The following is a 13,986-nucleotide window of genomic DNA, read 5'->3' as shown; positions in this document are numbered from 1 at the left end:
CGCCTAATACCTCCTCTTCCGATCCTTGATTTCAGTTAAAAATAACAAGTAATGATCATAACGAGAAGCTGCGATCGTCCCACTGGCAACGCCGTCCCGCACTTTACAGTCCGGTTCATGCAAATGCAAGCAGCCTCTAAATCGACAGCCCTCAGCAACAGCCGCGAACTCTCTGAAGCAGCTGCTAAGCCCTTCCGCCTCGACCTCCATGAAGTCCAGCTGGCTGAAGCCCGGTGTATCGGCAACAAGGCCCCCATTAGCAAGAGGCAACAGCTCCACATGACGAGTTGTATGCTTTCCTCTCCCTAATCGTTGAGAGATCGCATTCGTCTCGAGATCAAGACCGCTAATCATTTTATTCAATAAAGAGGACTTGCCAACGCCGGATTGTCCAGCAAACACACTCACTTTGCCATCCAAATGCTGTAGAATCGCTTCTACGCCCTCTTCTAGTCTAGAACTCGTCGTAACGAAGGGATAACCAATTCCCTCATAAAGGGTCGTAATCCGCTTAAATTCCGTCGAAGTCATTTCTTTGGCATGAGAGACATTGTCATCCGTCTCCGTCAGCAAATCGCTTTTGGTGAAGCATAACAGCACATCAATCCCCGTATTCTCGATATGCACCAGAAACTTGTCCAATAGCTGTGTATTTAGAACAGGCTCTGTCACCGAAAAAACAAGCACAACTACGTTCACATTCGCGATCGGCGGACGAATAAGCTCCGAGGAGCGAGGAAGGATTTCCGTAACGGTTCCCTCCCCGTTCTCCGTGGCTTCGTACACGACACGATCTCCAACAAGCGGCGTTATATTTCTATTTTTGAACACGCCTCTTCCACGACAAGTAACCGTATTCCCCTCTAGAAGAGCAGCTCCTTCAGGCAATACATAATAATAACCACTAAGCGCTTTGACAATGAGTCCTTGCGGCATTAATTGGCCCCTCCAGCAGGTGGTTTAGAAGCTGTTCCACCAGTTTGACCTTGGCCATTCCCACCAACGGGGATAGCGGGTCCGGTATTTTGTGTCTTCGGAGTCGGGGATGGACTTGGCGATACGTTTTTCCCATTTTTTTGATCCAAATAATCTTGATAGGTGCGTGTGATTGAATTAACCAAGCTGTCTCCTTCTTTGATCAAGATTACGGCTTTTTTGTCCGGTGAAACAATGACTTTGACATCCAAGTTTTGCGGCTTCGAGACTTTTTCCGTCAAGTATTCGAAGTTCTCATATTGGGCGTCGCTCACAATGATTTTGAACACAGAGTCCTTGCCTTCTGTTGTAGGCTTCACAGGTACGCTAACCGTGAGTTGACCAGCTTCCTCTGGCAAACCATCACTAATGACGAGTGAAATTTCCCCGCCAATGGAGGCTTCCTCATCTTTTTTATAAGGAAACTGGGCGATTACTTTCCCTTTAGCTACTTTGTAGCTCTTCTCACGAGTAATGCCATTGACAGGGAGCTTCAGACCCAGCTTCGTAATTTGTGCCTTCGCCTCTGCTTCCGCCAAGCCAACTAAGTCTGGCATTTTAACCGTTTCCTTCGCTTTGCTCACCGTTAAGGTAATTGCGGCTTTTTCCAGTTCAAACTCCTCACCAGGAGGCGGTGACTGCCTGAGAATTAGATCAGGCGCATTGTCGGATGTTTCAGGTTTGATCGTAATTTGGTCATCCTTAATACCGAGTCCCTGCAGCTTTAATTTAACATCGTTTAGGGTTTGCCCCGCATAGTTGTCCATTTTGACTTTGGGTATGCCTTTACTCACGTAAAGTATGACCTTCGTACCAACATTCAGTCTCATCCCGCTGGGATCTTGACGAATGACTGTATCTTTGGGCAATTTGCTATCCGCGTCATATTCGACCGTCCAGCCTAATTTGGCAACCGTTAGTTCAGCTTGCGCTTGTGTCAGTATCTTGTTCTCGACATTCGGGACCTCAACGGTCTCAATGGCGAACATTCCTTTCACATAACCAACCATATACCACATGGCACCCAGCACAATTAACAACACAGCAATCCAGATGAGCGGCTTAATCCAGCCTTTCCCCTTCGAAGGAGCTGGCTCTTCTCGCCAAGCGGGCTTGTCTGGTTCATCATCGTCGTCGTCATCGAATTGAGCAAGCTGATCAGCGCGAATGGCTGGCATAACCAGCGTACGCTCTTCATCCATGCCATAAGCATCCCAGAAAGCAACCTTCGCTTCATTCCGACGATCTGGAGCCAAGCACGTATCGAGATCGGCCATCATCAGCTTCGCAGATTGATACCGTTCTTCCGGCTTTTTGCGCATCGCCTTGAGTATAATGTTCTCTACACTTTGCGGAATCAGCGGATTCACCTTACGCGGCTCTTCCACATCTTCCTGCAAATGCTTCAAGGCGACGGAAATCGGACTTTCCCCTAGAAAAGGAAGTCGACCGGTCAGCATTTGATACATCACAATGCCAAGCGAATACAGATCAGATTTCTCCCCCGTATTCGTGCCTTTCGCGTGCTCAGGCGAGAAATAGTGAACAGAACCGACGACAGACCCCGTTTGTGTAATCGTAGATGATGTCGCAGCTCTAGCAATACCGAAATCCGTCACCTTCACACGGCCGTTCTTGCCAATTAGAATATTGTGCGGCTTGATATCACGGTGAATAATTTCATTATGATGGGCGTGATCAAGTGCATCAGCAATTTGACTTGCATAATGAACCGCATCTTCCACCTGTAATGGCGCCTTTTCCTTAATCAAATCATTCAGCGTCTTGCCTTCGATATATTCCATCACGATGTAATGGACATCCTCTTCTTGCCCAACGTCATAAATACTGACAACATTAGGATGAGATAGGGAAGCGGCTGCTTGTGCTTCTCTGCGGAAACGACGAATGAATTCTTCATCGTGCACATACTGTGAACGCAGCACTTTGACAGCCACTTTACGATTCAAAAGCAAATCATGCCCTTTGTAGACTAAAGCCATGCCGCCTCCGCCAATACGTTCTAAGATCTCATAGCGGCCTCCAAGCTTTCTACCGATCAATTCCCATCACCCCTTTTTCCGTCCGAATCCTGATCATGTGCAAATAAAAGGACCGTTACATTATCATCTCCGCCTTCGCGAAGCGCGCTCTGGATTAACGCATCTGCCGCATCTTCCAACTGCTCGGTTTCCCGAACAATTCGCAAAATATCCGCATCATCAACCAATCCGCTCAAACCATCCGAACAAATGAGAATAACATCGTCTGGACGCCACGTGTACTCATACAGATCCACTTCCACGCTAGGCTCAGTGCCTAGTGCACGTGTAATCCAATTACGTCTTGGATGATGATCAGCCTCTTCCATCGTCAGCTGCCCATTCTTAACAAGCTCGTAAACTAAGGAATGATCCTCCGTCAGTTGTTGGATAGATTCCCCAGTCAGTTTATACGCACGGCTATCCCCGATATGTCCAATAATGAGAAGCTCCTGTGAAGCAATAATGGCAACGACAGTCGTTCCCATGCCATGGTACTTTTCTTGATCCGACGCAAAAGCATAAATCTCCTCATTCGCCTTCTCAATCGCTTCCCTCAATATTTGCTTACAGGACTCCACCGACATTCCCCAATGGATGGATTGCAATTGCGCTCCAATCGTGTCAATGGCCATTTGACTGGCAATATCACCAGCTTGATGCCCCCCCATTCCATCCGCAACAATAGCCAAAGATAGACCATTGAGTTGATGGTAGATAGCGGCACGGTCCTCATTGACTTGACGGACCTTCCCTATATCGGTACGACTTACCATCTTCATCCGGCTCTCACCTCATTTACTGCTCTCCATATGCTTAGCTCGCAATTGTCCGCAGGCAGCAGCAATATCACTACCTTGTTCACGGCGTATGGTGGCATTAATTTTGCCCTTCTCCAGAATACGTTGGAAGGTAAAAATATCATCTCGGGGTGTACGCTTGAAATCACGTTCAGCCACAAAGTTGACAGGAATCAGATTCACATGGCTAAGCGGCATATCTTTCAAAACAAGCGCCAACTCTTCCGCATGTTCAGGCTGGTCATTGACTTCGCCCATGAGGGCATATTCAAACGTAATCCGTCTGCCCGTTTTGGCAATGTAGTACTTACACGCTTCGATGAGATCTACGAAAGGGAACCTGCGATTAACCGGCATTAGCTTCGATCGCAGTGCATCATTCGGCGCATGGATCGAAATCGCCAAATTTACTTGCAAATTCTCATCCGCGAACTTATAAATGTTCGGTACGATTCCACTCGTGGATACCGTGATATGACGCTGTCCGATATTCAACCCTTTCGGGTGAATCATGACACGCAGGAAATTCATGGTCGCTTCATAATTTTCGAAAGGCTCACCAATCCCCATGATCACGATGGAAGAGATACGCTCTCCCGTCTCATCAAGCAATTTCTGCGCTTTCACAACCTGGGCGACAATCTCACCTGGTCGTAGATCCCGCTTCAACCCGCCCAAAGTGGACGCACAGAACGTACAGCCGACTCGACAGCCGACTTGGGTCGTCACGCAAATACTGTTGCCGTAATTATGCTTCATCACGACGGTTTCAATAGCATTCTTATCTTCAAGTTCAAACAAGAACTTGACCGTGCCATCCTGGGATTGATATTTCGTAATCTCGGACAGGGTAACGAACTCAAACTGATCCTTCAACTTGTCGCGAAGTGTTTTCGGCAAATTCGACATTTCGTCGAAGCTGAAAACGCGCTTAATGTATAACCAATCAAAAATTTGACCGGCACGAAACGCAGACTCCCCATTTTCTTTGACCCAGCTTTGCCACTCATCCCAATTCAAATCATATACAAACGGTTTCTCTTTCAGATACGGCTTAATACCCACATTTATCACAACCTGTTGTTATTTCGTCTATTTTAAAATATTTTAACACAAAGCAGGAACGAACACACGTCCCTGTCTGTTACACGTCACGCTTACGCAGGCGAGCGATAAAAAAACCGTCCGAATGGAACTGCTGCGGCAAAATTTGCACCATGCCAGACGTAGCCGCCTTCGTGTCAATCTCCGTGAAAACATCCGCTGGCAGCGGAGCTAGCTCGAACTCGCTGTGTTCGGCAAGAAAACGCTCGACCATGCCCTCATTCTCTGCCTGTTCAATCGTGCACGTGCTGTACACCAGCACACCACCGGGCTTAAGCAGACGGTGTACACGACTCAGAATCGCATACTGCGTTTCACTGATCGCTTCGATCTCCGCCTCCTGTTTCGCCCACTTGAGATCCGGCTTGCGGCGAATAACCCCAAGGCCAGAGCAAGGTGCATCAAGCAGGATGCGGTCGAACGACTCCGCCGCAAAATGCTCATCCAGCTTCGCAGCATCCATCACGAGCGTCTGAATCGACGATAGTCCCAGACGCTCCGCTTGATCTGCGATTAATTTCTGCTTGTGCTCATGCAGATCACAAGCCCAAATCTGACCCACATCGTCCATCTTCTCCGCGATGTGGGCGGTTTTGCCGCCAGGGGCGGCGCAGCAGTCCAGCACCTTCATGCCTGGACGCGGATCTAGAGCCTCGGCGACGAGCATCGAGCTCTCGTCTTGAATCGAGAAGTCCCCTTGCTGGAAGCCGGGGACTAACGCCATGTTCCCGGCCCCCTGCACAAGGATGCCAGCCGGGGCCAGCCCTGACGCTTCCGCGCTGAGGCCGCTAGCTTGGAGCTGCTCCAGCAGCTCCAAGCGGCTGCGCCGCCTCGCGTTCGCGCGAATGCTCACGTGCGGCGGCTCGTTGTTCGCCGCACAGATCTGTTCCGTCAGCTCAGGGCCGAGCTGACGGATCCATCGGCGCACGAGCCATTCCGGATGGGAATGGCTCAGTGCGATGCGCTTCACGTCGCCGAGCGCAGCCGGCAGCGTGAGCTCGTCCTTGCTGCGGATGATCGCGCGCAGCACGCCGTTGACCATGCCCGAGATGCCTTGGTGGCCTCGGCGCTTCGCGATATTGACCGCTTCGCTCACGACCGCATGGTCAGGGATGCGGTCCAAGTAATGCAGCTGATAGAAGCTCAGTCGCAGCAGGCATCGCACCCAGGGCTCCAGCTTCGCAAGACCCTTGCTGACGAAGCGTTCCAAGAAGAAGTCAATCGTATTCTGACGCCCAATTGTACCGTAGACTAACTCCGTCGCCAATCCCGCGTCTGCACGTTCAAGGGCATGCTTCTGCAGCACTTGGTTCAACAGCAGATTGCTGTAGGACTGATTCTCTTCAACCCGAATAAGTACATCCAGTGCCGCATCACGGGCAGAACGCTTAACAGCGCTGCTCTTCGCAGCGCCCGAGGATGATTTTGGCGCAGAGGGCTTACCCGATCTCTGCGAATTCGTATGTCCATGTTGCGGACGAGTTGGTTTAGTCGTAGACAAAATCAAATACCTCATTTTTTTCGTGGCATTGTAAATTGATTTTCATCAATCTCAAAAATTATTCTTACATGAGCCCAATCGGCCCAAGCGTGCGCAATATTTCGATTTTACCTTTACGCGTTCCCCAGTACCGTACCCGCAGGAATTTGCGCTCCGCGGACGAATTCAGATACCAGCATCGCCTTTTTGCCAGCAGGTTGAATTTCCGTTAGCCACAAGGCACCTGCTCCCGTCATGACTTCAATCCCTTGCTCGCTGCAGCTAAGCACAGTTCCTGGCACTATGCCAGTTCGATCTTGACCTGATTGCATAGGCTTCAAGCTCGCCCATACCTTCAGCACATCTCCATTCCAGAACGTGTAAGCGCCAGGATATGCGTTTAATCCTCGAATGTGATTCCACAGCTCCATTGCAGAGCGTGACCAATCCAAAAGCTCATCTTCCCTGCGAATATTAGGGGAATAAATCGCATCAGCCTCATTCTGAGGAACAGCCTCGATCCGACCAGCCAATAAATCTGGCAGCGTCCGCTTCAGCAAATCAGCCCCAGCAATACTCAGCTTCTCAAACAACATCCCCGTCGTATCCGTATCCTCAATCGGAAGTGCAACACGCGAGATCATGTCTCCCGTATCCAATCCAACCGCCATATACATGATGGTTACGCCAGTTTCGGCCTCACCTCGCATGACAGCATGATGAATCGGCGCTCCTCCCCGATATTTCGGAAGCAGCGATGCGTGAATATTAATGCAGCCGTACTTAGGCAAATCTAACACCGATTTCGGTAAAATTTGGCCATAAGCCGCTGTTACGATTAAATCTGGTGCAAGCTGGCGAATCTGTTCAACGGAATCTGCTTCACGCAGCTTCACTGGTTGAAGCACCGGAATCCCATGCTTCTCCGCCTCTACCTTCACTGGCGTCGGCGTAAGGACGCGTTTGCGTCCCTTCGGCCGATCCGGCTGCGTGACAACCGTTGTCACATTATAGCCTTCCTCCAAGAGTGCCTGCAAGGAGGGTACTGCGAAATCTGGTGTACCCATGAAAATGATATTCACGCTTCTTCTTCCTCTTCTTCATCGGCCGTATACGTTTTGACCGCAAGATCCGTAAACAATACGCCATTTAAGTGATCAATCTCATGGAAAATGCAACGAGCTAGCAATTCAGTTCCTGTCACTTCAATCGGATTCCCATCGCGATCTTGCCCTTTCGCCGTTACATTCAACGCACGAAGTACATCACCACGAAGCCCAGGAATACTCAAGCAGCCTTCAGGTCCCATTTGTTCCCCGCTGGAAACAACAATCTCAGGATTCACCATTTCGATTAACCCGCCATGCTCCTCGCCGCAATCCATCACGATTACACGCTTCAGAATACCGATTTGTGGAGCAGCAAGACCTACGCCTTCCGCCTCATACATCGTATCTGCCATATCATCAAGCAATTTATGCAGATTGGAATTAAATTTCGTAACTGTGATCGCTTTCTCGCGCAGCACAGGATCTGGATCTTTAACAATAATACGAATAGCCATGAATGTGCACCTACCTTTAAGTCTTCTCGATTAGGGGTTATTACATCAAATATTGCGGGTCAACATCCACGCTTACTAGCAGCTTTTCTTTGGCTGAGCGTTCCTCAAACCAAGCTACTGTCTTCCCAACGATCTCTGCAGCTAAATCTTCCCCACGATATTTTACCACGCATTGGAATCGATATCTATCTTTGATTCGGGAAATAGGCGACGCAACAGGTCCTAACACATCAAAATGAAAGGATGAATCCATCGATACGGCTTCCGAAAACAAATCTACCTGCTGTCTCGTATACGGGAGAGCGATCTCTTTCAACCGTGTAACAAAGGCTTCCGCCATCCGCACCAAGAGCGGTACTTGCTCGTGTGAGAACGTAATTAAAATCAATCTTTGATAAGGCGGATAACCTAAATTAGCACGAATATCCATCTCATGGTTGGCAAACGCAATATAATCATGATGACTCGCATATTGCACACTGTAATGCTCAGGTGTATACGTTTGTACAAACACTTCTCCTTGCTTCTCATGCCGTCCCGCTCGACCTGCAACTTGCGTCAAGAGCTGGAACGTCCTCTCAGCGGAGCGAAAATCAGGTATATTTAACACGGTATCCGCCGCGATGACCCCAACTAAGGTAACATCAGGAAAATCTAATCCTTTGGCCACCATCTGCGTCCCCAGAAGAACATCCGCCTGTTTCTCGCGAAACATCGTCAACCATTTCTCATGAGAGCCCTTTTCAGTCGTTGTATCCACATCCATACGGATGACCCTAATGCCAGGAAATATCTTACTGAGCTCTTCCTCAACACGCTGCGTCCCGGTCCCGAAATGGCGAATATGCTCTGACTGACAGCTCGGACACTCCTTCACTTCACGCTCTGCATAACCGCAATAATGACAACGCAGCGCATGTGAGCTTTGGTGATACGTCAATGAAATGTCACAATGCGGACACTGTGAAACGAAACCGCACGTCCGACACATCACGAAAGTCGCATAACCGCGTCGATTCAACAGCAATACGGTCTGTTCTTTCTTGTGTAACCGTTCTTCGATCGCTTTATACAAAGATCTGCTAAACATCGACCGATTGCCGGTTTTCAGCTCCTCACGCATATCTACAATCGTCACGGGGGGCATAGGTCTGCTAGCAACCCGCTCCTTCATCGTCAGCAATGTAAAAGGAGGTTTAGGGCGATCTCTCCGGCGTCTCGTTTTCTCCATACTCTCCAGAGATGGCGTAGCGGAGCCTAGCACCACAACCGCATCTTGCTGCTTCGCCCTTTGAACAGCCACATCACGGGTATGATATTTCGGACTCTCTTCTTGCTTATACGAGGATTCATGCTCTTCATCTATAATGATTAAGCCAATATTCGTAAAAGGGGCAAAAATCGCCGAACGTGCGCCGATTACGACCTTCACTTGCTTGCGTGTAATTTTACGCCACTCGTCATATCGCTCGCCATTGGACAGTCGACTATGCAGAACAGCAACAAGGTCGCCGAATCTCCCTTTAAAACGCTCCACCATTTGCGGCGTCAATGAAATTTCCGGCACAAGAACAATGGCTTCCTTATCCATATCCAAGCATTGCTGGATGGATTGTAGGTATACCTCTGTCTTTCCGCTTCCCGTCACGCCATGCAGCAGAAATACCTCATGTCGATCTTCGGCCACCGCATCGCGAATAGGGGCAAACACACCGCTCTGTTCCTCCGTCAGAGTAAGCGGCTTCGTCCGTTCAAAAGCACGCCCCATATACGGGTCACGCATCACTTCCACCTCGCGCAGCTCAATCCAGCCGCGATCCGCCAAGCTTTTGACCGTACTCGCACCGACCTCAATCGTTTCCATCAGCTCCGTCAATCGAATGGCATGCGGATGCTCGATCAAATAGCGCAGTACATCCTTCTGCTTGTTCGCTCTGGCAGGAAGCTCGGAAAGCGCCTCTTCCAAGCCACGACCACCTGCTGGCGGAAACACGGTTAGCGCCTTTTTGGTATTCATCCGGTCCTTCACTAGCTGCACTTCCGTCAGCCTACCCGATGAAAGCAGTTCTTTGATCAGAGCGCCTTCCTTCGAAAAACGCTCCAACAGCACGTCCATGGAAACCGATTCCTTACTCTTCACAAAGCTAATAATAGCTTCAATATCTGGCATATCGAGAAAGGATTGCTCCTCAGATTCATCCCCTACGATAATTACACGCTCATATTTCGCTTTCAAAGCCGCAGGAAGCATCGCCTGCAGAGCCGTTACTTCATGACACATATACATACGACTGATCCAGCGTCCAAGACTGACAAGTTCACTCGTCAAGGGTGGGACCAGATCCAACACATTTTGAATCGGCTTGATGCGCTTCGCATCGACTTGCGTTTCCTCTTGCAGTTCAACCACAAAGCCTTGCAGAACACGCGGTCCAAACGGTACACCCACTCGGCTGCCGACTTCGACCCACTTACTCAGAGATGAAGGCACTTCATAGTCGAACGCCCGATTGGTTTGCTTGGCTGGGACATCGACAATGACTTTGGCGTACATCAGGATTCCCCCGCCGCGACAGCCATTCGCTCTGCAGCGAGTTCGAGCAGTTTGCGCGCAACGTCCCATTTACTTTGTATAGGCAGTGCTTGTACAAGCCCGTTCTGATCATAGAAGCGAACCACATTCGTATCCCCGCCAAAGCCAGCACCCTCTTGTGACACATCGTTCCCTACGATGAGATCACAGTTTTTGCGCTTCAGCTTGTCCATCGCATGTTCATCCAACGCTTCCGTTTCCGCTGCAAACCCGATGACGAACTGTTTCTTTGTCTTCAGCGTTCCGATCTCCTGCAAAATATCGGGATTCTTAATGAGCTCAAGCGTCAGCGAGTCCGCTTTCTTCTTGATTTTCTGCTCAGCAACCACAGCAGGACGATAGTCAGCTACAGCAGCCGCCTTAATGATGAGTTGGCTTTCTCCGAGCCTGCTTAACACAGCTTCGCGCATATCCAGCGCAGACTGCACAGGAACAAGCTGAACACCTTCAGGTACGGCTAGAGCCGATGGTCCTGAAACCAATGTTACCTTCGCCCCCATCCGCACAGCTTCTTCCGCGATCGCATAACCCATTTTGCCTGAAGAGTCATTGGTCAAATAACGAACAGGATCTAGACGTTCTACCGTGCCTCCGGCCGTCACTAACACACGTTTACCTGCTAAGCGCCCAGGCTCCCCTTGAAAATGCCGCTCAACCGCGGCAAAAATCTCCTCCGGCTCAGCAAGACGCCCCTTGCCCACATAGCCACAGGCCAGTTGCCCCTCGCCTGGTTCAATGAAACGAACGCCGCGACGAAGCAACGTCTCCATGTTGGTTTGTACCGCAGGATTCGCGTACATGTGCACATTCATCGCAGGTGCCACCCAGATCGGTGCCATGGTTGCAAGCAACGTGGTACTCAGCATATCATCGCCAAGCCCTAAAGCTAGTTTGCCGATCGTATTCGCCGTAGCTGGGGCGATTAGCACGAGATCCGCGCTGTCCGCCAAATTAATATGAGACACAACTGCGGGATCCTTCTCATCGAAGGTATCGACAAAAACATGATGCCGCGACAACGTTTGAAACGTTAACGGCGCAACGAATTGCACCGCGGAGCGTGTCATAATGACCCGCACAACAGCCCCAGCTTGTGTTAATTTACTCGTTAACGCCGCAGCCTTATAAGCCGCAATGCCTCCACAGACACCGAGCACGATCGTTTTGCCTTGCAATACACCCATGGGAATCCCCTTTCGAAATGCCAAATGAGAAAATCTCTATCGAAGTCATTCAATGATGAGCGACCGCGTTTAGAGGAAAATTTTATCGCCAATAAGAAAGCTGTATTCGGAATCCGAAAACTGCCACTTTCTTATGTGGAGAGAAAAAAATAACAACCACGAGGGTTGTTGGGTAAGGCAGTTTATTTCTTCGCGTATTTCTCGCTCTCGTTTGTGTTAATTTTCTCGTAACCGATGTAGTTACCGTATAGTTCTTCTAACGCAACACCGACATGTTTATGAGCTTTCTGGCCTTTTAAATCGGATTTTGCACCGTCACGCAGGGATCTTGCTCTTTTGGAAGCTGCAACAACCAAGGAGTACTTGCTGTCTACGATATCAAGCAGTTTATCAATTGAAGGGTATAACATTCAATTCACCTCATCCATCCATTGTACGATTTTGGGAAACATACGATCTTTTTTGCAATGCTCAGCGGCTAGTATCGCTTGTATTTTCGCGCATGCGGTATCTACATGATCATTCACGATCGCATAATCATAGTGTTCCATCAAACGAATTTCATCGATAGCCACTGACATGCGACTGCGGATGACCTCATCCGTTTCCGTGCCACGTGTAACAATACGATTCTCAAGCTCATCTAGAGATGGCGGCAACAAGAAAATAAATACACCTTCATCAAACTTCTGCTTGACCTGAAGGGCACCTTGAACCTCGATTTCCAAGATCACATCGTGGCCTGAACGAAGCGTCTCCTCTACAAAACGTCTTGGTGTTCCATAGAAGTTGCCCACATATTCAGCCCATTCCAGCACTTCATCAGTTTCAATCAACTGCTGAAATTGTTCGCGAGTTTTGAAAAAATAATTAACACCGTCTACTTCACCTTGTCTAGGAGAACGTGTTGTCGCTGATACCGAGTAGACAATATCAGGGGCAACCTTGCGCAGCGCCGCACAAACCGTTCCTTTACCAACACCAGACGGTCCGGATAAAACAATCAGAATACCTCTCTCACGCTCAAGAGTGTTCGTATTACTCGTCATGATCATCGTCCTTATTCGAAAGTCTATGCGCTACCGTTTCTGGTTGTACTGCCGACAAAATCACATGATCGCTGTCCGTGATAATAACGGCACGGGTTCTTCTACCATATGTAGCGTCAATCAGCATGTGACGATCACGCGCTTCTTGAATGATTCTCTTGATCGGAGCGGATTCTGGACTCACGATCGAGATAATACGGTTCGCCGATACGATGTTGCCGAACCCAATATTGATTAATTTGATAGCCATCTAGGACTTCCTCCTCGCGAAGCACATGCAAGCTTCACTCGATATTCTGTATTTGTTCCCGCATTTTCTCAAGCTCTGCCTTCATCGCAATCACTCTAGCCGTAGGCTCCGAATGATTCGACTTCGATCCGATCGTATTCACTTCCCGATTCATTTCTTGAATCAAGAAGTCCAACTTTCGACCAACAGGCTCTTTGTCTAAAAGCAATGCCTCACATTGCCCAAAATGACTCTTCAGACGCGTTAATTCCTCATCCACATTCGAACGATCTGCGAAGAGAGCAATCTCAGTCGCTAGGCGCTGCTCATCTACAGGTATCCCATCGAGAACGAGGGACTGAATTCGAATCGTCATCTTCGTCGCATACTCCTGAACGACTTGAGGAGCAAGTGCTTCTAACTCGGTATGAATTCGCTTCATCTCGGCTAGCCGTTCGCGGATATCCTGCTCTAAAAATTCACCTTCGCGGTGTCTCATCGCGGAAAGCTGAGCGACAGCCTCCTGTAAGCAGGCGCATAGCTCCTGTTCAATCTCGTCATCAGGCTCTTGACGTACGTCTTTCATTTGAATCAGCTCAGGAAGTTTCAATAAAACATTGAGATCTACCTGACCCGTGATCCCATACCGCTGCTTCAACTGCTCAGCTGCTTCCAAATAAGCATCTGCCAAAGCATAATTAACCGTTACGTTCTTCGGGGAAGCTGCTTCACGTTCCGCCGTGATGAAGACATCTACTCGTCCTCGCTTCACAGCATGCAATACCGTTTTCTTCAAAGCGTCTTCAAAAGCCGCCCATTCCTTCGGCAACCGAATCGACACTTCACTATACCTATGATTGACCGATTTCACATCGATAAACACGTTGTATCCCGCAAAAGAACGATTCGCTTGTCCGAACCCGGTCATACTGCAAATCATTCTAATCACATCCATTACCCTATTTT

At 49.1% G+C, this 13,986-nt stretch carries 13 protein-coding genes; all 13 read right to left on the bottom strand.

Translation table 11 applies throughout. From position 1 onward, the window contains the following. Positions 1-3: 3 nt before the first annotated feature. The 13 genes from rsgA to L6I86_RS13315 all read right to left on the bottom strand — a co-directional run bounded on the left by rsgA (position 4) and on the right by L6I86_RS13315 (position 13,960). Complete coding sequence (rsgA, locus tag L6I86_RS13375) at positions 4-936, bottom strand: ribosome small subunit-dependent GTPase A (protein ID WP_236287738.1); 933 nt, start codon at positions 934-936, stop codon at positions 4-6. Beyond that, positions 936-3,038: a Stk1 family PASTA domain-containing Ser/Thr kinase gene (gene pknB, locus L6I86_RS13370; protein ID WP_236287736.1), complete on the bottom strand. Its 2,103-nt coding sequence runs from the start codon at positions 3,036-3,038 to the stop codon at positions 936-938. Before pknB ends, rsgA begins: the two co-directional genes overlap by 1 nt. Next, on the bottom strand, positions 3,035-3,799 hold the full coding sequence (locus L6I86_RS13365) for a Stp1/IreP family PP2C-type Ser/Thr phosphatase (RefSeq protein ID WP_236287734.1): 765 nt from the start codon (positions 3,797-3,799) through the stop codon (positions 3,035-3,037). The genes pknB and L6I86_RS13365 overlap by 4 nt, the downstream gene beginning before the upstream one ends. Positions 3,800-3,811: 12 nt before the next feature. Then, entirely contained in the window at positions 3,812-4,882 is a 1,071-nt protein-coding gene (rlmN, locus tag L6I86_RS13360) for a dual-specificity RNA methyltransferase RlmN (RefSeq protein ID WP_171635546.1), read from the bottom strand. A 79-nt stretch (positions 4,883-4,961) separates the two neighbouring features. Then, complete coding sequence (rsmB, locus tag L6I86_RS13355) at positions 4,962-6,437, bottom strand: 16S rRNA (cytosine(967)-C(5))-methyltransferase RsmB (RefSeq protein WP_420851884.1); 1,476 nt, start codon at positions 6,435-6,437, stop codon at positions 4,962-4,964. Between the two features lie 98 nt (positions 6,438-6,535). Continuing rightward, a complete protein-coding gene (gene fmt / locus L6I86_RS13350; protein ID WP_236287732.1) occupies positions 6,536-7,483 on the bottom strand; it encodes a methionyl-tRNA formyltransferase in 948 nt (315 codons plus the stop codon). After that, complete coding sequence (gene def, locus L6I86_RS13345) at positions 7,480-7,965, bottom strand: peptide deformylase (protein WP_057313262.1); 486 nt, start codon at positions 7,963-7,965, stop codon at positions 7,480-7,482. Before def ends, fmt begins: the two co-directional genes overlap by 4 nt. A 40-nt stretch (positions 7,966-8,005) precedes the next feature. After that, a complete protein-coding gene (gene priA / locus L6I86_RS13340) occupies positions 8,006-10,519 on the bottom strand; it encodes a primosomal protein N' (RefSeq protein ID WP_236287730.1) in 2,514 nt (837 codons plus the stop codon). Then, on the bottom strand, positions 10,519-11,742 hold the full coding sequence (gene coaBC / locus L6I86_RS13335; RefSeq protein ID WP_236287727.1) for a bifunctional phosphopantothenoylcysteine decarboxylase/phosphopantothenate--cysteine ligase CoaBC: 1,224 nt from the start codon (positions 11,740-11,742) through the stop codon (positions 10,519-10,521). Before coaBC ends, priA begins: the two co-directional genes overlap by 1 nt. Before the next feature lie 182 nt (positions 11,743-11,924). Then, on the bottom strand, positions 11,925-12,152 hold the full coding sequence (gene rpoZ / locus L6I86_RS13330; protein WP_056612362.1) for a DNA-directed RNA polymerase subunit omega: 228 nt from the start codon (positions 12,150-12,152) through the stop codon (positions 11,925-11,927). After that, positions 12,153-12,791 (bottom strand): guanylate kinase, encoded by a 639-nt coding sequence (gmk, locus tag L6I86_RS13325; RefSeq protein ID WP_056612367.1) that lies wholly within the window; start codon positions 12,789-12,791, stop codon positions 12,153-12,155. Then, a complete protein-coding gene (gene remA, locus L6I86_RS13320; RefSeq protein WP_009672664.1) occupies positions 12,781-13,041 on the bottom strand; it encodes an extracellular matrix/biofilm regulator RemA in 261 nt (86 codons plus the stop codon). The genes gmk and remA overlap by 11 nt, the downstream gene beginning before the upstream one ends. 34 nt (positions 13,042-13,075) lie before the next feature. Further along, positions 13,076-13,960 carry a YicC/YloC family endoribonuclease gene (locus L6I86_RS13315; protein ID WP_236287819.1) on the bottom strand — a complete coding sequence of 295 codons (885 nt, stop codon included), beginning with the start codon at positions 13,958-13,960 and terminating at the stop codon, positions 13,076-13,078. Between the last annotated feature and the right edge of the window lie 26 nt (positions 13,961-13,986).

Origin of the sequence: Paenibacillus allorhizoplanae (genome assembly GCF_927798215.1) — a bacterium.
GTDB lineage: Bacteria > Bacillota > Bacilli > Paenibacillales > NBRC-103111 > Paenibacillus_E > Paenibacillus_E allorhizoplanae.
This window is presented reverse-complemented; position numbering and strand designations above follow the sequence as displayed.

What these genes read in the sequence shown, in the direction of transcription:
- rsmB (WP_420851884.1), bottom strand. Translation starts at nt 6,437, where the DNA reads ATGAGGTATTTGATTTTGTCTACGACTAAACCAACTCGTCCGCAACAT.
- coaBC (WP_236287727.1), bottom strand. Translation starts at nt 11,742, where the DNA reads ATGGGTGTATTGCAAGGCAAAACGATCGTGCTCGGTGTCTGTGGAGGC.
- priA (WP_236287730.1), bottom strand. Translation starts at nt 10,519, where the DNA reads ATGTACGCCAAAGTCATTGTCGATGTCCCAGCCAAGCAAACCAATCGG.
- remA (WP_009672664.1), bottom strand. Translation starts at nt 13,041, where the DNA reads ATGGCTATCAAATTAATCAATATTGGGTTCGGCAACATCGTATCGGCG.
- gmk (WP_056612367.1), bottom strand. Translation starts at nt 12,791, where the DNA reads ATGACGAGTAATACGAACACTCTTGAGCGTGAGAGAGGTATTCTGATT.
- L6I86_RS13315 (WP_236287819.1), bottom strand. Translation starts at nt 13,960, where the DNA reads ATGATTTGCAGTATGACCGGGTTCGGACAAGCGAATCGTTCTTTTGCG.
- def (WP_057313262.1), bottom strand. Translation starts at nt 7,965, where the DNA reads ATGGCTATTCGTATTATTGTTAAAGATCCAGATCCTGTGCTGCGCGAG.
- L6I86_RS13365 (WP_236287734.1), bottom strand. Translation starts at nt 3,799, where the DNA reads ATGAAGATGGTAAGTCGTACCGATATAGGGAAGGTCCGTCAAGTCAAT.
- rsgA (WP_236287738.1), bottom strand. Translation starts at nt 936, where the DNA reads ATGCCGCAAGGACTCATTGTCAAAGCGCTTAGTGGTTATTATTATGTA.
- rpoZ (WP_056612362.1), bottom strand. Translation starts at nt 12,152, where the DNA reads ATGTTATACCCTTCAATTGATAAACTGCTTGATATCGTAGACAGCAAG.